The organism is Lysinibacillus sp. LK3 (assembly GCF_001043675.1).
Classification (GTDB): Bacteria; Bacillota; Bacilli; order Bacillales_A; family Planococcaceae; genus Lysinibacillus; species Lysinibacillus capsici.
Genome location: NZ_LDUJ01000014.1, coordinates 198,879 through 219,496, shown reverse-complemented (window position 1 = coordinate 219,496; position 20,618 = coordinate 198,879). Strand labels below are relative to the sequence as shown.

19 protein-coding genes and 1 other annotated feature are annotated in these 20,618 nt (G+C 38.3%); of the genes, 5 read left to right on the top strand and 14 right to left on the bottom strand.

Annotated features, from left to right (window positions below; genetic code table 11):
- Nucleotides 1-26: 26 nt before the first annotated feature.
- The 9 genes from VK91_RS09035 to VK91_RS08995 form a co-directional block, all read right to left on the bottom strand.
- The gene (locus VK91_RS09035) at nt 27-599 is read right to left on the bottom strand and encodes an aminodeoxychorismate/anthranilate synthase component II (RefSeq protein WP_048392252.1); all 573 of its coding nucleotides are present in this window, start codon (nt 597-599) and stop codon (nt 27-29) included.
- Nucleotides 596-1,981 (bottom strand): anthranilate synthase component I, encoded by a 1,386-nt coding sequence (trpE, locus tag VK91_RS09030; protein ID WP_048392251.1) that lies wholly within the window; start codon nt 1,979-1,981, stop codon nt 596-598. The genes VK91_RS09035 and trpE overlap by 4 nt, the downstream gene beginning before the upstream one ends.
- 138 nt (nt 1,982-2,119) lie before the next feature.
- Nucleotides 2,120-2,330, bottom strand: a binding site (T-box leader).
- A 39-nt stretch (nt 2,331-2,369) separates the two neighbouring features.
- Entirely contained in the window at nt 2,370-3,440 is a 1,071-nt protein-coding gene (locus tag VK91_RS09025) for a mechanosensitive ion channel family protein (protein WP_048392250.1), read from the bottom strand.
- Nucleotides 3,441-3,517: 77 nt separating this feature from the next.
- Nucleotides 3,518-4,390, bottom strand: a complete 873-nt coding sequence (locus VK91_RS09020; RefSeq protein ID WP_048392249.1) for a hypothetical protein — start codon at nt 4,388-4,390, stop codon at nt 3,518-3,520.
- Nucleotides 4,391-4,567: 177 nt separating this feature from the next.
- Nucleotides 4,568-5,227: a phosphate signaling complex protein PhoU gene (phoU, locus tag VK91_RS09015; RefSeq protein ID WP_048392248.1), complete on the bottom strand. Its 660-nt coding sequence runs from the start codon at nt 5,225-5,227 to the stop codon at nt 4,568-4,570.
- 13 nt (nt 5,228-5,240) lie between these two features.
- Nucleotides 5,241-6,074, bottom strand: a complete 834-nt coding sequence (gene pstB, locus VK91_RS09010; protein ID WP_048392247.1) for a phosphate ABC transporter ATP-binding protein PstB — start codon at nt 6,072-6,074, stop codon at nt 5,241-5,243.
- Between the two features lie 12 nt (nt 6,075-6,086).
- Nucleotides 6,087-6,965, bottom strand: a complete 879-nt coding sequence (gene pstA, locus VK91_RS09005; RefSeq protein ID WP_048392246.1) for a phosphate ABC transporter permease PstA — start codon at nt 6,963-6,965, stop codon at nt 6,087-6,089.
- 1 nt (nt 6,966) lies between these two features.
- Nucleotides 6,967-7,914, bottom strand: coding sequence for a phosphate ABC transporter permease subunit PstC (gene pstC / locus VK91_RS09000; protein ID WP_048392245.1), 948 nt, complete (start codon nt 7,912-7,914; stop codon nt 6,967-6,969).
- Nucleotides 7,915-7,978: 64 nt separating this feature from the next.
- Nucleotides 7,979-8,953 carry a PstS family phosphate ABC transporter substrate-binding protein gene (locus VK91_RS08995; RefSeq protein WP_004231003.1) on the bottom strand — a complete coding sequence of 325 codons (975 nt, stop codon included), beginning with the start codon at nt 8,951-8,953 and terminating at the stop codon, nt 7,979-7,981.
- A 243-nt stretch (nt 8,954-9,196) separates the two neighbouring features.
- On the opposite strand from VK91_RS08995, the gene VK91_RS08990 reads away from it, so the two are divergent.
- Complete coding sequence (locus VK91_RS08990; protein WP_009370174.1) at nt 9,197-9,388, top strand: hypothetical protein; 192 nt, start codon at nt 9,197-9,199, stop codon at nt 9,386-9,388.
- Nucleotides 9,389-9,728: 340 nt separating this feature from the next.
- Here VK91_RS08990 and VK91_RS08985 read toward each other — a convergent pair whose 3' ends face one another.
- The 4 genes from VK91_RS08985 to VK91_RS08970 all read right to left on the bottom strand — a co-directional run bounded on the left by VK91_RS08985 (nt 9,729) and on the right by VK91_RS08970 (nt 15,168).
- The gene (locus VK91_RS08985) at nt 9,729-11,933 is read right to left on the bottom strand and encodes a penicillin-binding protein 2 (protein ID WP_048392244.1); all 2,205 of its coding nucleotides are present in this window, start codon (nt 11,931-11,933) and stop codon (nt 9,729-9,731) included.
- A 280-nt stretch (nt 11,934-12,213) separates the two neighbouring features.
- Nucleotides 12,214-12,819, bottom strand: coding sequence for a superoxide dismutase (locus VK91_RS08980; RefSeq protein ID WP_016995356.1), 606 nt, complete (start codon nt 12,817-12,819; stop codon nt 12,214-12,216).
- Nucleotides 12,820-12,994: 175 nt separating this feature from the next.
- Nucleotides 12,995-13,474: a DUF456 domain-containing protein gene (locus VK91_RS08975; protein WP_004230999.1), complete on the bottom strand. Its 480-nt coding sequence runs from the start codon at nt 13,472-13,474 to the stop codon at nt 12,995-12,997.
- A 62-nt stretch (nt 13,475-13,536) separates the two neighbouring features.
- Complete coding sequence (locus VK91_RS08970; protein WP_048392243.1) at nt 13,537-15,168, bottom strand: Na/Pi cotransporter family protein; 1,632 nt, start codon at nt 15,166-15,168, stop codon at nt 13,537-13,539.
- Nucleotides 15,169-15,362: 194 nt separating this feature from the next.
- Between VK91_RS08970 and VK91_RS08965 the strand changes: the two genes are divergently transcribed.
- The 4 genes from VK91_RS08965 to VK91_RS08950 all read left to right on the top strand — a co-directional run bounded on the left by VK91_RS08965 (nt 15,363) and on the right by VK91_RS08950 (nt 18,075).
- Complete coding sequence (locus tag VK91_RS08965) at nt 15,363-15,881, top strand: DUF1189 family protein (RefSeq protein ID WP_048392242.1); 519 nt, start codon at nt 15,363-15,365, stop codon at nt 15,879-15,881.
- A 52-nt stretch (nt 15,882-15,933) separates the two neighbouring features.
- Nucleotides 15,934-16,278 carry a hypothetical protein gene (locus VK91_RS08960; protein ID WP_004230996.1) on the top strand — a complete coding sequence of 115 codons (345 nt, stop codon included), beginning with the start codon at nt 15,934-15,936 and terminating at the stop codon, nt 16,276-16,278.
- Nucleotides 16,279-16,374: 96 nt separating this feature from the next.
- Nucleotides 16,375-17,490, top strand: coding sequence for a flavodoxin-dependent (E)-4-hydroxy-3-methylbut-2-enyl-diphosphate synthase (gene ispG / locus VK91_RS08955; protein WP_004230987.1), 1,116 nt, complete (start codon nt 16,375-16,377; stop codon nt 17,488-17,490).
- Between the two features lie 12 nt (nt 17,491-17,502).
- The gene (locus tag VK91_RS08950; protein WP_048392241.1) at nt 17,503-18,075 is read left to right on the top strand and encodes a nucleotidase; all 573 of its coding nucleotides are present in this window, start codon (nt 17,503-17,505) and stop codon (nt 18,073-18,075) included.
- Between the two features lie 60 nt (nt 18,076-18,135).
- Here VK91_RS08950 and VK91_RS08945 read toward each other — a convergent pair whose 3' ends face one another.
- Nucleotides 18,136-20,223 carry a methyl-accepting chemotaxis protein gene (locus VK91_RS08945; protein ID WP_048392240.1) on the bottom strand — a complete coding sequence of 696 codons (2,088 nt, stop codon included), beginning with the start codon at nt 20,221-20,223 and terminating at the stop codon, nt 18,136-18,138.
- Nucleotides 20,224-20,618: the final 395 nt, after the last annotated feature.

The window sequence follows — 20,618 nt, the reverse complement described above, 5'->3', positions numbered from 1 at the left end:
TCATATATGAGGCGACAGCTTTTTTATTACGCTATACTTTCTAGAAAGGCTTGCATCATCATACTACCTTCTTTTGTGCCGATTGATTCAGGATGAAACTGCAGCCCATAAAGTGGATATTCTTTATGTTGAATGGCCATGATTTCTCCGTCATCACCCGCTGTGGCGAGTATTTTAAAATCCTTGTGTAAAGTTTGTTCTTCAATAATAAGTGAATGATATCGCATAACCTCGATATCCCCATCTAATTGGGCAAATAAACCTGTTTGCTCGTATTGTAATGGGGACAGCTTTCCATGCATAATATTTTTTGCCTGCACAATATTTGCGCCAAAAGCTTGACCTATCGATTGGTGCCCTAGACAAATACCTAAAATAGGGAATTTTTGATAGAGTTCCTTGATGACCTCTATCGTTATCCCTGCTTCATTTGGCGTTCCTGGTCCTGGTGATAAAATGATGGCTTCTGGCGACAGTTTTTGAATTTCTTCTATAGTAATGGTATCATTCCGTACGACCTTGACGCTTTTTCCAAGCATACTGATTTGCTGAAATAAATTATAGGTAAAAGAATCGTAGTTATCTATTATTAGAATCATTTTTTTACCTCCAATAGGGCACGTGCCTTATTCAGTGTTTCTTCATATTCTGACAATGGAATCGAATCATAAACAATACCTGCTCCTGCCTGTACATGTGCCTTCTGATCCTTAATGAGCATCGTGCGAATCGCAAGGGCTAAGTCCATATCACCAGTTGTCGAAATATAGCCTACTGCTCCCGCATACACCCCACGTTTTACTGGTTCTAATTCATTAATCAATTGCATGGCCCGAATTTTTGGTGCCCCTGACACTGTACCAGCAGGTAAACAAGCACGAAGTACATCCAGTACATGGAGGTCATCTCGCAATTCGGCAATAACCTCAGATACCATATGCATCACATATTTATAGCGCTCAATTTTCATGTATTTGGTTAGCTTGACAGAACCCACTTTTGCAATACGTCCAAGATCATTGCGCCCTAAATCCACTAACATACGGTGTTCAGCTATTTCCTTGCTATCCACTAATAGCGCATTTGCGATGGCTTCATCCTGTTCTATTGTCGTGCCACGCGGCTTTGTACCTGCTATAGGATTGGTTGTCACTTTTCGATTTTTTACTTTTACAAGACTTTCAGGAGATGTTCCTAAAATAATATAGTCACCATAATCCATATAAAACATATAGGGTGATGGGTTAGACGTGCGCAATTGACGATAGAGCGAGAACGGCGAACCTGTAAACGGCGCAGAAAAACGTTGCGATAACACAATTTGGAAAATATCACCTCTCAAAATATGCTGCTTAGCACGTTCCACCAAAGCAACAAATCGTTCCTTTGAAATCATAGGCTTAAACTGTAGCTCATCCACCTTTAATACCTCAAAGGTCGTACCTGCACAAAGCTGTTGCTCCATCCTTGTAATAGCAGCTTCCATCTCCTCTAATGAACGCCCATCCTGAAATAGATCAATCGAAGCTAGTGTAATTTCCTGTGTTAGATGATCAAAAACAATAAATGTATCATAGAAAAAAACATGAACATCAGGCATAGCTAAACCATCCTGTAAATAGTCACCTATTTTTTCTGTGTAAAATGCTGTTTCATAGCCAAAGAAACCTATAGCTCCTCCAAAGAAAGCAAAAGGATAGCTTTCTTTATGAAAGGGTATTAGTTCTTTTAATCGATCAAGCACATTGCCTCTAGCCTTGTCATTTTCTGCTCCTTTTGAAAACACGAATTCTTCATTATTTCCTTTTAGTTCAGCCACTGGATTGATGGCGATAAAGGAATATCGCCCACTTTCCTCATGTTTCGCTGAGGATTCGAACAACATTTTATGCTGCCCTTTCAGTGATTGATACACAGAGATCGGGGTCATCATATCCCCATGTAATACTTTCATAGCATACTTTCTAAGCTCAACTGTCATACTCTTCTCTCCTTCTCTAAGCTCTGCTCATCTACACCTCATCTATCTTTAGCAGCAGAAATCTGCTAAAGGCTTTCTCTTCATTCAGCTAAAACATTTGCCGTCTAAAGAAAAAAATATAAAAAGGCCTTTCCATCACAAAAGGACGGAAAAGCCGTGGTGCCACCTTCATTGGTCTCCTGATAGGAAAACCCTCTCTAAGCCTTGTAACGTAGGCATCCGCTAATCCGTACTTTTTTCAGGATTAGAGCTCCGAAGTCCATTCACTAAACATTTGTACTAGTTTTCACCAACCACTAGCTCTCTATAACAAATTGTACTAGCTACTACTCTTCATCAAAGCTGATTTCTTGGTAATATTGTAAAGCAAACTATCTTACAATTCAATTTATTTTTTATTTCGCAGACTTTCTTCTTCAGGATGGCTAGCTAATGTAATCGATAGCTCCTCCATTATTTGACGAATGGCAAATAAAATATCCTGCCGCACTTCCAGCATAACAGCGGTATCATTTGTGGCAACAAAGAATCGAACAAGCACGCGATACGAATCATGATGAAATTCATCTATAAATACATGAATCATGTCTTTCTCTGTTTTAGCATGTAAATAAATTTCCTTATGAATGGCCGTTAAAGCGCTACGTATGTCTTCCTCATTATTAGCAGCAGCGATATATAAAAATTGCTCACATTTCCGTTTTTCTCGTTTAGATAAATTATAAAGTGGGCGATTCACTAAATAGGAGTTCGGCACATACACAAGTCCTTTGTCTCCTGTTTGAATTAACGTACTTCTTAAATTAATATCCTCAATCGTTCCTTCAATTTTTTGATCCTCTGTCGCAATCCAATCTCCTATTTGGAATGGATTATCTAAAGCTACGGACATGCCACCAAATACATGCGCTAGTGTATCGCGAATCCCAAAGGCAATCGCCACACCCGTTAAGCCGATTCCAGTTAAAAAGCCATTCAGATTAAAATCCCAAAAGGAAGCAATCGTAAACATAGCAAAAATCATGATAAGTACTTTACCGATTCGTAGAAAAAACGGTAGTAAAACATTCTGATCCTCTTCGCTTGTTAATTCAAATGGTTGTTTCGTATAAAAATTCAAAACATCGTAAATCCCTTTAAAAGCAAAAAACACCATAATAGACAATACAAAATTCTTTGTTGATGGATGTGTAAATAAAGGGACTTTTATTAAATAAGATAAGCTTAGCACAATGACCGTCGTCATAAAGGCATAGCCAATTGCTTTACTAAATTGAGCCAGTACATTTGCTTGGAAATTGCGCTGACGATCTTTTAAAAATAGCACAACACGATGAATAATTTTTTTGATGATGAATCGTTGAATAAGCCACCCGACTAAACAAATAATGACAGCAATTAAGCCATCTAGCCAGGTTGGGACTGTAAATTTAGGTAATAACCAATGTAATGAATCCATTTATTTCTCCTTTATAACTACCTATGTATCGCCAGCAAAAAGGAGCCGACCTTCAGTAATGGTTAGCCCCGTTCTTGTTATTGTATGGCATCATCTGCAAAAAAAGCCTTACTAGCAAACCAAAATTGCTGTTTATTAAAGTTATGTTCATGCATGGCAATTACCGAAAATTCAGCATGATATTTTTGCTTCATTTCCTTTAGCATCATTTTTGCTTGCTTGCCAACGAGATGCTGCCCATCAATAGGTGCTCCTTCTGTAAAAATAATGACATCTGCTTCTGTACCTAATTGATTTTCCTGTAGCAATGCTTTCACAAATTGTAAAACAGGTAAAATGGCTGCCTCTCCCTTTGCCTTATATTCGATAAAACTTTTAAAATCAGCTAAATTTAAATGACCATTTTCAAAGCGGTAGTGGACATGAATTTGCCGATCATACGGTACAATGTATAAATCACGGCCTTCTCGATGTGCACTCATAAATAACGCTAAAATCATACTTTTACAAATCTCAGAATAAGCGGCCATTCCTGTCGTTTGTTCTAAACAAATAATCATCGGGCCAGGGTCTTGTTGATAATCATGAAAGGGTACATAGTAAATATTGCCGCTTTTCGTTGTCTGTTGCTTAAGCTTTTGACGTCTAAGCTCTGACCATTTTCGTTCATAATACTGGCGTTGCTCTTTGCCATTTGCTAAGCGTTCTGCCTTCTCAATAGCAGGAATATTCTCTTGGATTTCATGCATGATATCCGTCAATTCCAGAGCAAATGCTGCCATATTTCGTAATGGCTCACTCTTGAAAAAATAATCGATAAAATAATGTTGTTCCCCTTCACTTAACTCCTCTATATGTAGGTTTTCATAGAGAAAACGTAAATAGTCAAGTTGTTCTATTGTCAACTGCTTGTCAAATTGCTTGATGAGGGATTCAATCGCATCTTTCATGTAGCAGCACCTCCTAAGCACCACATTTTTTGGATAATGTCTATAGTATAACCAAAAAAATTTTTTGACAATACAAAAACGCTTGCTATAAAGACGCTACAACCAAAGACAATGTTGCTGCTTCAGGAGATTTTTTTCTGCAAATGAAAAAAAGAGCTAAAACGCAGCTCTTCTTTCTTAATTATTTAATTCATAATGTTTGCCTTTTACTAAGTAAAATAGATGTTCAGCAATATTTGTAGCATGATCAGCAGAACGCTCTAAATAGCGGCAAATAAATGTTAGGTGTGTAATCTGTGAAATATGGGAGGGGTTTTCTACCCCAGCACGGAGTAAAAGGGTGATCGTTGCCCCGTATAAATCGTCCACGTAATCATCTAACTCTGCAATCTCTTTAGCGCGTACCGTATCTTCCTCAGTAAAGGCCTTCATGATGCTCTCTAGCATTTCTACTGTTTTATTGCACATGGTTTGGAGATTTGTTATTGGGAATATCATTGGCTCCTTACCAATTCGAATTGCTTCTTTAGCTATATTAACCGCATAGTCCCCTACTCTTTCCATATCTGAAGCTGCCTTTACGAGAACCATGAGACGGCGTAAATCTGTTGCTACTGGTTGTTGCTTGGCAATCATTAGGATCACATGGTCATTAATTTCTTCTTCAAGGCGATTAATGATTAAATCGTCCTCCAAAATTTTCAAAGACTTTTCTAAATCCTGCTCTACCAATGCTTCAAAAGCTGTTTTTAATGCAAGGATACTGCTATTGGCAATTGCAAGAAATTGTCCCTGTACCTCTTTTAACTCTTGTTCAAAACGTTCACGTACGATCATTCATTGCTCCTCCTTAGCCGAAACGTCCCGAAATATAGTCTTCTGTACGTTGATCTGCTGGTGTTTGGAAAATAACATCCGTTTTATCGTATTCGACAACCTCTCCACTTAGGAAGAATGCTGTACGATCAGAAATACGTGCCGCTTGCTGCATATTATGTGTCACGATGACAATGGAATAATCCTTTTTCAGTTCTTGAACCAGCTCTTCCACTTTCAACGTAGAAATCGGATCTAAGGCAGATGTTGGCTCATCCATTAAGATGACATCAGGCTCAATCGCTAAGCAACGTGCAATACAAATACGTTGTTGCTGACCTCCTGATAATCCGTAGGCATTTTGATTCAAACGGTCTTTTACCTCGTCCCAAATGGCTGCCCCTCTTAATGATTTCTCCACAATTTCATCGAGAATTTTTTTATTTTTAATGCCATGAATTCTTGGTCCATAGGCAATGTTATCATAAATGGATTTTGGAAACGGGTTTGGCTTTTGGAATACCATACCTACACGTGTTCTTAATTCCTCTACCGTATAGTTTTTATCTAAAATATTTCGCTCACGATATAAAATTTCTCCTGATGTACGTACGATTGGTACAAGTTCAACCATGCGGTTTAATGTTTTTAGATACGTAGATTTCCCACAGCCAGATGGTCCAATAATAGCCGTTACTTCATTTTCATAGATGCTTAAATTAACATCTTTTAAACCATGATGATCACCATACCATAAGTTTAAATTGCGTGTATCATAGACAATATTTTTCGCCACATCTGCTATAGGCTTAGTCGTTGCCTGGTTCCGTTTGACAATTGTTTTTTCCTCTTTAAAATCTAATACCATAAGGTCACCTCATTAATAACGTTTTTGGAATTTATTTCGGATATAGATGGCAATCGAATTCATTAATAGCAGCACTGTCATAAGCACTAAAATACCTGCGGCTGCTACGTATTGAAAGGCTTCTTGTGGTCGTTTTGCCCAATCATAGATTTGCATTGGTAATGCTGTAAATTGACTCAGTAAACCATTCGGTAAAAACTGGAGGATAACTGGAATTCCAATTACAACTAGTGGAGCTGTTTCTCCAATGGCACGAGACAAGGCTAAAATACTTCCTGTCAAAATACCTGGAATGGCAGCTGGCAATACAACACGCAAAATCGTTTGCCATTTCGTTGCACCCATGCCATATGAAGCTTCACGTTGTTCGTTTGGCACTGCACGAATAGCCTCTTGAGCCGCTACAATGATAACAGGTAAAATTAACAAACTCATTGTAAAGCCAGCAGCTAAAATGCTTTTTCCTAGACCCATCATACGTACAAAAATAGTTAATCCAAGTAATCCAAAAACAATGGAAGGAACACCTGCTAGATTCGATATATTCATGCGAATAAAGTCATTTATTTTATTTTTCTTGGCATACTCCTCTAAATAAATCGCAGTACCAACTCCTAAAATAATCGATACTGGTGCTACAACTGCCATTAACCAAAGCGAACCGATTAAAGCAGCTTTGATACCTGCCTTATCCGCAAATCGTGATGCAAAATTCGTCAAGAAATCGATATTTAAGTAATCAATTCCCTGTGTCACAATGCGGTACAGTAAAATAGCTAAAGCAACAAGTGCAAACGTAGTAGCTAAGAAAAAGAGAGTTTTCCAAACTTTATTTGCTGTAATACGCTTTGTCATTCGTTTCATGACGACTGTGTCATCCATATAGCGCATGCTAGTAAACCTCCCTGAAGCGTTTCGAAATATAGTGAGCAAGTAAATTCATTACTAGAGTAAAGATAAATAGTGTAAATCCTACTGAATAAATTGAGTAATAAATGGTTGTACCATAACCCGCATCACCAGTTGAAACCTGTACAATGTATGCAGTCATTGTTTGAATAGAGTCTGTCACATTGAGGTCAAATTTCGGTGTTGAACCACCTGCTAGCGATACAATCATTGTTTCTCCAATTGCCCGGGAAATAGCTAACACAACAGAAGCGACAATCCCTGAAAGCGCAGCTGGTAATACTACTTTGATTGCTACTTCAAATTTCGTCGCACCTAGAGCTAAGGCTCCTTCACGCATACTATTTGGTACAGATGACATAGCATCTTCTGAAAGAGATGTAATCATTGGTAAAATCATAATCCCTACAACAATACCAGGACTTAATGCATTAAATAGTTTGAGTCCAGGTACAATTTCTTGTAAAACTGGTGTGACAAATGTTAAAGCGAAGAAGCCATAAACAATTGTTGGCACACCTGCTAATACCTCTAAAATTGGTTTCACTGTACGTCGTGTTTTCTCACTTGCATATTCACTTAAATAGATAGCTGAAGCAATTCCAAATGGTACAGCTACTACAACTGCAATAAGTGTCACTTTTAATGTACCAGCGATTAATGGCAGTATCCCAAATAACGGTTCGTTACCTGAAAACGGTAACCATTTAGTACCGAAAAGGAAATCCGTAATCGACACACGTTTAAAGAATTCAAACGTTTCAAAAATAAGGGTGAAAACAATGCCAAATGTTGTTAATATCGAAATAATAGCTGCAGAAAATAATAGAGCTGGCATGGCTTTTTCCACTATTTTCTTTGTTTTTTGGTTGCGCGAATTTGCAATTAATTGCTGCACAGATGATGTCTTATCTTCCTTTTGAGAAACCATTGGGAGCTCCTTTCAAATAAGTGAGGGAAAGAGCATACATCTCTTCCCCTCTATGCATGTCTTCTTATTTTAAGCCTTCTAAAGTTTTTAAGCCTTCAGTATATTTTTCTTCAGGTAAACGAACATAGCCCACTGCTTCAGCCATATCGCCTGCGTTTTCAAGTGTAAATTTAATGAAGTCATATGCTGCTTCATTGTCCTTCATTGCACTATTTTTTACGTATGTGAATAATGGACGTGAAAGTGGTGTATATTCGCCACCTTCAATTGTTTCATTTGTTGGCTCTACGCCATTTACTTTGACAATGTTTAATTTATCTTTATTTTCAAGGTAGTAAGCATAACCGAAGAAGCCAATCGCATTTTTATCACCAGCTACACCTTGCACTAGCATATTATCATCCTCTGATAATGTTGCTGAGCTTACTAGATCTGCTCCATCTAAAATCACTTCATCAAAGTAGTCGTATGTGCCTGAATCAGTACCTGGTGAATAGTAAACGATTTTTTCATCTGGCCAAGATGGATCAATATCAGACCACTTTTTCTCTGTCCCATCTTCAATCCAAATTTTTTGTAGTTGTTCTACCGTTAAGTCCTTCGCCCAATCATTTTCTGGGTTCACGACTACTGATAAACCGTCATATGCTAAAGCTAGCTCTGTAAAATCAATGCCCGCTTCTTCTAATTTCGCTTTCTCTTCATCTTTTATATTACGAGATGCATTTGAAAAGTCTGTTTCACCTGCGATGAATTTTTCAAAACCACCACCAGTACCAGAAACCCCCACTGATACTTTGACATCTGGTTGTGTACCTGCATACTCTTCAACAACTGCCTCAATGATTGGTGCTACTGTTGATGAGCCATCTCCAGCTACAGACCCTTGTAGCTTTTCATCAGCAGCTTCTTGTCCTGAGCTTGCTGGTGCGTTCGTTTCTGTATTGTTTCCGTTTTGTGCAGAATCGCTACCACATGCACCTAGCATTAATGCAGAACCCATTACCGCTGTCATCGTTAAGTACTTCCACTTTTTCATCTCATTTGCCTCCGTCATGAACTGTTTTATAGTTATTTGTCTTACAATCTTTACTATAATGACTGATTGTTGAAGTCGTATAAACGGTTCGTAAAAGAGATGTAAAGGAATGTAATGCTTTGTAAACGTTTGTAAAGATGAATTTACAATAGAGGAAACTTGCTTCCTATAGGAAAGGTGTTATAATAAGCAATTGTGTCAGGAAATATTTATTTTAATGATAAGGAGAGTTTGACCTTTGTCATGAAACATGCAAAAGTACAAAATGTCGATTATTTTAAAACATATTTATCATTAGTAATGGAACATCGGGACTACACACTTCAAGAGGCGATTGATTTTATGCTTGCTTCTTATTTCTATAACAATATAGAACTTTATGGGGTAAAACCAAGAGAGCAATTTGAATTAGCCATTCAGCAATTATCCGCATAAAGGCACTAAATATCTGAAAGGGGCGTTTTGCTATGCAAACGCCCCTTTCACTACTTAGTTAAGTTTAAATTTCACAACTGATTCAGTTCATCAGCAATTTTGACAAGTACCTCTGAATTGCGCACAGTTTCAACGATCGCTATAGTGGATTTTTGAAAATGAATAGAAATCACCCAGCTCGTATTTCAATACCTTATTATTGCCAAAACAAGCTATACATTCCATATTTACTTAAGGATTAGCGTAACATCATTCAAAATTCATAAAAAAGTAAAAATAAAACGGATTTGGAAAATAAATTTTCCAAATCCGTTTTGTATTAGCGCATATCCAATACCCTTTATTCCTGCTCATTCTCTCCAATTTTTTCTTCCGTAATCGCTGGTAAAATTGGTTGTTTCACATTACTATCTGTTACTTTTTCAGCTTGATATTTAGCTTTTAATTCAAAATACTTATCTAAAGAACGTCTAGCAATGACATTATTTTGATAGTAGTGTGGCGCTAAATTTGTATTAACCCATGGGATCACAACTGCATAGGCAATTTCAGGATTTTCATATGGGGCAAAGCCAACATGCGTTAAATTAATCGTATTTGTGCCGTAGTGCTCACGTAACGGACCATAATACACTACCTCTGCTGTCCCTGTTTTCCCTGCAGCTGTATATGGAGTATCGGCAAATTGTGCTCGTGCTGTACCATGTGAACCAGTATATACACGACGTAGCCCTTGCTTTACATAATCGATCTCTTCTTTAGGATTATCAATTTGATTCAAAATAGTTGGACCTACTTCTGTTACTAACTGCCCTAATTGCTTCCCATCCTGTGATGGGTCTCGAACCTCTTTCACAACATGTGGCTGAATACGATAGCCACCATTGGCAACTGTTGAAATATATTGTGCAAGTTGAAGTGGTGTATACGTATCATACTGACCAATCGCCAAGTCAAGTGTTTTACCACCCATTGTTGGACCTGATGGACCACGCACTCCGCTAAATTCATTTGGTAAATCAATGCCTGTTTTCACACCTAAACCAAATTGCGCATAATTATTACGCATTTTTGAGAACGTATCGTCCTTTAAGCGTAATGGCATACCATAACTATAAGGGGTTCCATTAAGCAGCATCGCAATTTTAAACATATAGGAGTTGGAAGAACGTTCTAATGCTAACAAGTCATTCATCGGGATATATCCAGCCCTGTTAAAAATAGACGTTTTCGGGTCCGTGCCAGCTAATATAATCGGCTCGTCTCCCATTGAAGTACCCATCGAAATAACATCCTGATTGTAGCCAGTAAGAACTGTTGCTGCTTTAACAGATGAACCTGCCTCATAGGCTGTTGTAAACGATCCATATGCATAGTCAATGACTTCATTTTGCCCTGTTTCGGGATTTTTTTCTATTTTCTTACCTACCATCGATAAAATGTCGCCAGTATTTGGATCCATCATAATAAGGAAGGCACGGTCTAATAAATAGGAGCCTGGAAGTGCCTTTAAGTTAAGCAGTTCTTCTTCTACAATCTTATCCGTTTCAGCCTGCAGCTCACTATCCAATGAAAGGATTAAGTCTTTACCTGGCTCCCCTTCATAGGTTGTGACTGTATCGACTACTTGACCTTTTTTATTGGTAATATTTTTGACGACTGTTTTTTGACCTTGTAATAATTCTTCATATTGTGCTTCAATGTAACTTTCTCCCACACGGTCATTACGTGAGTAGTCACGTGCTAAATAGTAGTTGAGCTTCTCTTTAGGTATCCCTTTTGTTGGGACCGTTGTACGTCCAAGAATAGATAAAGATGATAATTTGACACGTTTCCAGTCTGTTGTTGTATTAACACCTGGTAGTTCAGTTAAACGCTCAGATACACGAGCAAATTCATCAGCTGATACATTTTCACTTTTAATAATTTGAGGAGATAGATTATAGCCAGATACCATTTCACGATAAATCGCTAATACCTCTAAATCTGCCTCTGTTAATTGTAAAAGTTCTTCGTTTGTGATACGTTCCCGTACCAGTTTATCAATCTCTGCATTAATTTGACTTGTTGTAATATTTTCTTGTGCATTAATTTTTGTTTTTTCTGCCTCTGTGACTTTTTCATAGGCAGCATCGTGATTTTGTAATATCCAAAAATCCTGTTTATCACGCAATGTGACACGCTTTGTTGGCTGTTCAATTAACTGTGCCAGCTTTTTCGCGATATCAAGCATCTCCTCTGTTGTGGTCGTTTGCATTTTCGTATACGTAATGGCATTTTCCGGGTGATTATCCACTAAAATACGACCGTAACGATCATACATGCGTCCCCTTGGTACACTTGTGTTGACAGGAACTTCTTCTGTACGCTCTAAAATACGTACATAATCTTCCCCTTTGACGATTTGCATATAGCCAAGTCTAAAAATTAACATTGAAAATACGATAAATATTGCAAAGAAAAGGATATTCATACGAAATGTTAAGTTAGAATGATGTTTTGCTTTAACACTCGCCGCGCGATTTTTTCCAGGTGCTTTGCGCATATGTATTCCCCTCCTCATCTTCTGATCATTTCAATACACGATACCTAGTATACCATTCGAAGGTATGACAGAAAAGCACGCACTTTCGATTTCTTATGTAAAACATCATTTATTTGACGGTACTTTATGGAGAAAGGTTGCCCTATTTCACGCTCTCCTTATATTTCGTCTTCATTATCCTGATATTTTCAGATTCTATCCCTTAATTTGCTGTTTTATCCAACAAAAAAAGGCTATGCCTCCGTGATTGCTCACTTTAGGCACAGCCATTTATCCGTTATTATTTTGCAGCTTGGAATTTAGCTTCTACTACATCCCAGTTTACTACGTTCCAGAAAGCACCGATGTAATCTGGACGACGGTTTTGATAGTTTAGGTAGTATGCATGTTCCCATACATCTAAGCCTAAAACTGGTGTTTTCCCTTCCATTACTGGAGAGTCTTGGTTTGGAGTAGACGTAACAGCAACTGAGTCACCATCAACGATTAACCAAGCCCAACCTGAACCAAAGCGAGTTGTAGCAGCTTTAGCAAATTCTTCTTTGAAAGCGTCGAAAGAACCGAATTTAGCATCGATTGCTTTTGCTACTTCACCAACTGGTGTATTTGAACCGCCTGGAGCGATTACTTCCCAGAATAATGTATGGTTAGCATGTCCGCCACCGTTGTTGCGTACAGCAGTTTGTTTGTCAGCTGGAAGAGCATCTAGGTTTGCGATTAAGTCGTTAATGTCTTTTTCTGCAAATTCAGTACCTTCTACTGCTGCGTTTAAGTTTGTTACATAAGTATTGTGGTGTTTAGAATGGTGAATTTCCATTGTTTTTGCATCGATATGTGGTTCTAATGCGTCATAAGCGTAAGTTAATTGTGGTAATTCGTAAGCCATTGTTAAGTTCCTCCCTAAAATAAGAAATAATTAGTACATCCTTAGATTATCAAAATTGGTCAAACCATTCAACGAAAAATACTTCAATTTGAAGATTTCAGCCTTTTGACCGAAATACCGATATGTTTACTATCTTACCCTTTTCTCTCACACACTAAACCTTAAAAGAAAGGCATTAAATGGCGATAAAAAATACAATAATCATAACAATTTGAATAACAGCCTTGACAACAGTAGATGTCAAAAAGCCAATTAAAGAACCTACACCACTTTTCACTGCCTCACTAAATGTACGTTTCTCAACGATTAGTTCCGCAATCACAGCCCCTAAAAATGGTCCAATTAAAATCCCTGCCACAGGGATCACAAATGGACCAATTAATAACCCAATGGTGCTCCCCCACATGCCAGCATTGGAACCACCAAACTTTTTGATACCAAACGCATTTGCCACAGTATCTGCCCCAAATAACAACACGACAAATAGTATTTCAATGACCCAAAACCACCAGCTTAGCTCTGCGAATGAGAAAAATAAGCCATAGAGCAAAAACCCACCGACTAAAAACAGTACTCCGGGAATAATTGGATATACTAAACCAATAAATGAAATAATAAAGCAGGCAATCACTAAGATCCAGCCAACAACTTCCATAAAGATTCTCTCCTTTTAACGTGCATTGCCTTTCATACGAAATAACAAAGTGAAAAGTTTCATTAATGACGAATGCCTAAAATAGAATCTGCAATATTTACTGCATGGTCTCCTATACGCTCTAGGTTGCTAACGATATCCATATAAACAATTCCTGCAGCCCCACTACACTCATTTGTGTTTAATCGGGCAATATGCTTTTGACGTAGTTTATCTTCCATATCATCAATCAGGCTTTCTAGCTCTGTTACTTCTTGAGCTAAACTTAAGCTAGCGGTATCTAATGCTTCTATACTTTTGCGCACTGCCTCTATGGCTAAACTAAACATACCTATTAAGTCCTGTCGCGCTGATTTACTTAAGCTTACCTCGTGGTGATCCTTGTACTGTAAAAGCTCTAATATATTTTCAAAATGATCCCCAATTCGTTCAAAATCCCTTACATTTGTCAATAAAGTATGATGTCTTACAGAGTCTGCACGGGAAAGAGGCTGCTTAGACACCATTACTAAATAATCAGTAATTTCATTGTCTAGATGATTAAGCCCGACTTCTAGCTGTAGCACCGTTGGAATATGCTCTGTCTCTCCAGATTTCATATATAAAAACGTTTCTTCTAACCCACGCAATGCATGTTCACCCATGCGTAATACCTCTTCTTTAGCTTGACCTAGCGCAATAGCAGGAGAGGAATCAATGAATGAAGGATCTAAATGCTTAGTTGTTACATTGATATGGCCATCATGTCCCGGCAATAGCTTTGTAACTAAGGCTGCGAGTCCAGCAATAAATGGTAGTTGGATCATCATATTAAAGACATTGAATGAGCCATGAGCAATGGCAATCTGCATGCGAGGCTCTAAATGAAATACGCCACTGATCCACTGTACATATTGCATAAACGGTGTGAACAATAACATGAAAATAATCGTTCCAATCACATTAAATAATACATGAGCCGCTGCTGCACGCTTAGCGTAAATAGAAGCACCAAGAGAAGCTAAAACAGCTGTAATGGTCGTGCCAATATTTTCCCCAAACAATATCGGTAAGGCACTATTTAAACCAATTAATTGTTCTGCATATAAACCTTGCAATACCCCCACCGTTGCGGTAGAGCTTTGCACAAGTAATGTGAAAATGGTTCCTAAAAATATGCCTAATATCGGTTGATTGCTTAAATGAAGCGTTAACGATGCAAAATCTGCAAGCTGGTGTAACGCCTGCATACTAGCACTCATCAACTCTAGCCCTAAAAATAAACCGCCAAAGCCAAATAGAATCTGACCAATATGTTGATACGTTGCTTTCTTTAAGAAAAATAAACAGGCTGCCCCAATTGCCAATAAAGGGTAAAAATAGAGTCCAATATTAATACCAATAATAAATGCTGTAATAGTTGTACCAATATTTGCCCCCATAATGACGCCGATTGCTTGACGCAGTGTTAAAAAACCAGCACTCACTAACCCTACAGTGATGACTGTTGTGGCAGAACTTGATTGTATGCAAATTGTTACAAATATACCTACCAGGACACCCATAACAGGGTTTGTGGTAAAGCGATTTAACCATTCACGTAACCGATCATCCGCTGATTTTTGAAGCCCATCCCCCATGAATTTAATGGAAAATAAAAAGACCCCTAGTCCGCCTAAAAACTGAAAGAGAATGCTTTGCCAATCTATTGTCAATTGTTTTCGCTCCAATTCCTACATCTCTACTACCCTCGTTCTAATCATTAAATGATTCCAAACAAAAAGTAAAGAAATCCTTTAACTTCTTTACATAATGTTAACATTTTAACATCAAGACCCTCCTCATTTATACTTCTTTCATATCTTGTCCTCATTGAACATGTTAAAATATCGATTGGAGGAGATATAGCATGAAACACTCACAGCTTTTTATTGATAGTCTTATACATCCTAAAAAACTAGCAGCCTATCGTTTATTACCTATTGGAAAGGTTATTCAATATACTTTTCTACTGATTACCATTGTGTCCGTATTCTCTTTAGGTCGTTTTGCAGCAGGTATGTCCGTTGATACATTCGATATGGATAGTTTAACTGGTTTAACAGATTACATAGAGGGCATTAAATGGCTCTTATATCCATTCACCTTCCTAATGCTTTTCGTCGTGACAACAATGCTTATTTTTGCACAAATTGCCCTTTATGCTTTAGCAGGTTTATTTATCTTGAAGGCGATGAAGCGTCGGGGTGAGTATCGCCATATCTGGAGAACAACTACCTTTGCGATCACTTGGGCTACGTTACTTTCGATGTTAGCAGACTATATGCCCGTTAGCAGTACTGTTATCACTGTACTATCTTTATTTTTAACCATTTCTCTATTAATTGTGGCCTTTACAAAATATCCAAAACAACCAAATATAAAATAATGTGCATGAATCCCCTCTCTTCTCAATATAGTGTAGAAAAGGAGGGGATTTTTTGCGAGCATTCATCTTAACAACTATCATCATCGTAATTGCCTTTGTCGTCAAAGTAGATTTAACAGAAGGGTCCATCCCACTTGCGGCTTTATCCACAAAGAGCTCAGAAAACGGACTTTGTGAACAACAGCGTGAGCCAAATTATATTACTGTACAAACGATTGAAGGAGATACCATTCATAGTTTATTTGCTCTACACCCTGCTAAAGTTCCCATGACCTTTCCAGAACGCTTACAACTTTTTTACAACTTAAACCCACACTTACAATTACAAGCACTAGTTCCAGGTGAAAATATCAAGCTTCCTCTCTCATTTGAGCTTGAAAACAAATGCGGAAAATGAAAAGTTAGCGTTTCTTCCTTGTCCTTATTTTCTTACACTGCTAAAATAAATGACAGTGACGGCTGAAAATAGTGGCCCGAAAAGGAGAGAAAGTTAATGAGTGAAATTTGTCACCGTTCAAATACACGTCCTGTGCGTGTCGGTAACTTAACAATTGGTGGTAGTAATGAATTATTCATTCAAAGTATGTGTACAACCAAAACACATGATGTAGAAGCAACAGTTGCAGAAATTCTTCGTCTTGAGGAAGCAGGCTGTCAAGTTGTTCGTGTTGCTGTACCAGATGAACGTGCAGCGGACGCGATTGCCGAAATCAAAAAACGTATTCATATTCCATTAGTAGCTGATATTCATTTTGATTATAGATTAGCATTAAAAGCCATTGAAAATGGTATTGATAAAGTACGTATTAATCCAGGTAATATTGGTCGTAAAGAAAAAGTGGAAGCTGTTGTTAATGCAGCCAAAGCAAAAGGTATACCAATTCGTATTGGTGTAAATGCCGGTTCATTAGAGCGTCATATTTTAGAAAAATACGGTTATCCTACGGCTGATGGTATGGTAGAATCTGCTCTACACCATATTAAAATTTTGGAAGACTTGGACTTCCACGATATTATCGTATCAATGAAGGCATCTGACGTTAACCTTGCCATTGAAGCCTATGAAAAGGCGTCTAAAGCCTTTAATTATCCGCTACATTTAGGGATTACAGAATCAGGAACATTATTTGCTGGTACTGTAAAATCAGCAGCAGGTCTTGGAGCCATCCTATCAAAAGGTATAGGAAACACATTACGTATCTCCCTTTCCGCTGACCCTGTAGAAGAGGTTAAAGTAGCACGGGAACTATTAAAATCCTTTGGCCTCGCTTCTAATATGGCAACTTTGATTTCTTGCCCAACATGCGGACGTATTGAGATTGATTTAATTTCTATTGCAAATGAAGTAGAAGAATATATTTCAAAATTAAATGTACCGTTAAAAGTAGCTGTTCTAGGCTGTGCGGTAAACGGTCCTGGAGAAGCGCGTGAGGCAGATATCGGTATTGCTGGTGCCCGTGGTGAAGGCTTGTTATTCATGAAGGGGAAAACAGTCCGTAAAGTGCCAGAAGAAACAATGGTGGAAGAACTGAAGAAAGAAATTGATAAATTAGCAGCAGAAATGGAAGAAAAACGTGCAGCGGAAGAAGCTCAAAAAGCGAATGCCTAAGGAGGTGCTAGCATGAAAAAGCCCCGCTTTGGTATTGATATTGATGGGACTGTGACATGTCCAAGTACACTCATTCCACATATTAATAAACAGTACAATGTAAATATTACGCTAGATGATGTTTGTGAATATGATTTTTTATCTGCCTTCCCACACCCTATTGACCGAAGTGCCTTTAATACTTGGTTTAAGGAAAATGAACCTTATATGTACGAAGTCTCTGAGGTGGCAAAAGATGCAAAAAATATTCTAAGCGCTTGGAAAAATAATTTTGAGCTGTATTATATTTCTGCACGAGGTGAAAATGTAGCAGACATCACTGTCAATTGGTTTAAATCGCAAGCTATACCTTACGACCATATTGAGCTTCTCGGCAGCCATGATAAACTAGCCGCTGCAAAAAAACATCGTGTAGAAGCTTTCTTTGAGGATAAGCATGATAATGCTGTGATGCTGGCAGAGGAATTAAAAATACCTGTTGTGTTATTTGATACACCTTATAATCGTCTTGCCGTTCCTAATAATGTTGTGAGGGTTTATAACTGGCAGGAAGCGAATCAATTTATTACACAATTTTTCAAATAAGTATTAAGAGCTGTAGGCAAGGTTGGATGAAAATTTCACCTTGCCTACAGCTCTTTTAATTTAATATTGAAATTTAGCTAGTGCTGCCTGTAAAGAGTCCGTCATAGCTGTTAATTGTTGGGCTTTGCTATTGATGTCATGAACCGCTAAATTCTGCTGTTCCATCGTTGCCAATAACTCCTCTGTTCCTGCTGAGGATTGCTGGCTAACAGCTGTCATATTTTCCACTGCACGTACAACCTCCTGCGTCTCCCTTTGAATGACACTGGAGGCAGCTGTCACATTATCGATTTGCGCTACTGTATCGACAATATGGCGTAAAATCGCATCAAGTGCCTGCTTATTGGCATCAATATATTGCGTATTGTTTTCCACAGCTAAGACAACACTTTGCATAGCATCACTAGCCTTTGCTGCTTCCCTCACAACCATATCAATAATGGAGGCGATTTGGCTTGTTGATTTGGCTGATTCTTCTGCAAGCTTTCGTACTTCCTCTGCCACAATCGAAAAGCCCTTGCCGTGCTCACCTGCACGAGCAGCTTCTATCGCCGCATTTAATGCTAATAAATTTGTTTGACCTGCAATAGCATTAATGACTTGTAAAATACGATTAATTTCTGTTGATTGGTCGCTGAGCTGTTGGACGACCATAGCTGTCAGTGACACTTTTTCAGACATCACTTCCATCCCTTGAATAGACTGCTCTGCATGAATTAAACCTTGTTTAGAAGACGCTGTTGTAAGCTGAGAATCCTGAAGCATTTCTTCAATTGCCATTTGAATTGCTTGCAATTTATGCTCAACCTCTTGTGTAACGCCTAATGTGGTAGACGCCTGTTCGGCTTGTACGGTAGCACCTGTCGCCAATTCACTTGTTGTTGTTAACACCTGTTCGATACTGATGCTCATATCATTGGTAGAAGCACGTAAATCTCCGCTGTATACATTCACCTGATTGGAAATATGTGTAGCCGCTTGTAACAGCTCACGCATATTGTCTGTCATATGATTCATTGCATGTGCAAGCTCGCCAATTTCATCCTTCGAACGAACCTGTAACGGCTCCACTGCTAAATTTCCACTAGCAATGGTTTTGACCTGTTCCACTGTCTGAACTACTGGTTTGACGATCCGTTGAGCTATCCAAGTAATGGCACCAACTAATACAATAATACCAATAATAGCTAGTAGTATTGATAACCACATTGCCTCACTTGCGGCTGCCATTACCTCATCAGATGGAATAATTACCTGCAATGCCCACGGTGTCGACGTTTGACCAATTTGGATAGGTGAGACAGCAATAAAGGAAGCTTCCTGTAAATAGGATGAATAATCCTCTACTAGATAGGGTTTGCCCTGTTCAACAGCAGACAAAATTTTATCCGTATTTTTATATTTTTCCATTTCAGTCACTGGTCTATTAACATAATCAGGAGATGGGTGGGAAACAAATGTCCCCTTATGAGACACAATGGCACTATACCCTGTATCATAGAGTACAATTTCATTATTAATGGCAACCAATGTCTCTAAGCTTATATCAATTCCCACAAGACCAACGACTTTTCCATCTATTTGAATAGGTATAGCTGTGGAAGTCATCAATACATCCTGACCGTCAACTGGGTAAGTTAACGGCTCTAAAATAACCTCTTGTTTCAACGTTTTAGGTAATACATAATAATCACTAGTTTCATAGTCTTCTAGAGGAGCAAGCGTCACATCGTTGTTGCTGCGTGCCCAATATGGAAGGAAACGACCTGATGCATCATGCCCTTTCAAATTGGCAAAATGAGCATCTTGTCCATCAAAGGCATTTGGCTCCCAAATCGTCCAAACCCCTAGAAAGGTGTCATTGTGTTCGAGTAATTGTTTGAGCATCTCGTTTGCTAAATCACGATCTCCCTTATGATTGGCTACCATTGCTTGGAGATTAGAGGCTACTGTCCTTGCTGTATCCATCGCATAATCAAGTTCCATTTGCATTTTATTTGCACTTTCGGACGCCCGCGATTGAGCAAGCTGTCGTGCATCCTCCACTGCTAATGAATTAGTTTTTACAATATTGACACTTAAAATAATGATGAACACAATCATCATTGTAGATAACGTTGTCAGTAAAATTTTATGTAGTAATTTCATATGTACCAGCTCCTGCCTATAGCAACTAAATAAATAATAGCATTTATGCGTCAATAAATAACTAAATATTCAGAAAAATATTTTTAATGGTAATTAACATACAATTTAGCCGTATGTCATCCCGTTGTACAGAAGATGACACGAAGCCTTAGTTCTCTACTAAAAATGGAATTTTGCTAGTGTTTGTTGTAAGGAGTTCGTCATACCTGATAAGCTTTCTGCCATATTTTTTGAACCGCGGGATTTTGCTGCTCCATCGTTGCTAATAGCTCCCCTGTTTCTGCTGAGGATTGCTGGCTGACAGCCGTCATATTTTTCCACTGCCCACACTACCTCTACCGTTTCCTTTTAAATTAAAAGAGAGGCAGTTGTCACTTCGTCAATTTGCGCCACAG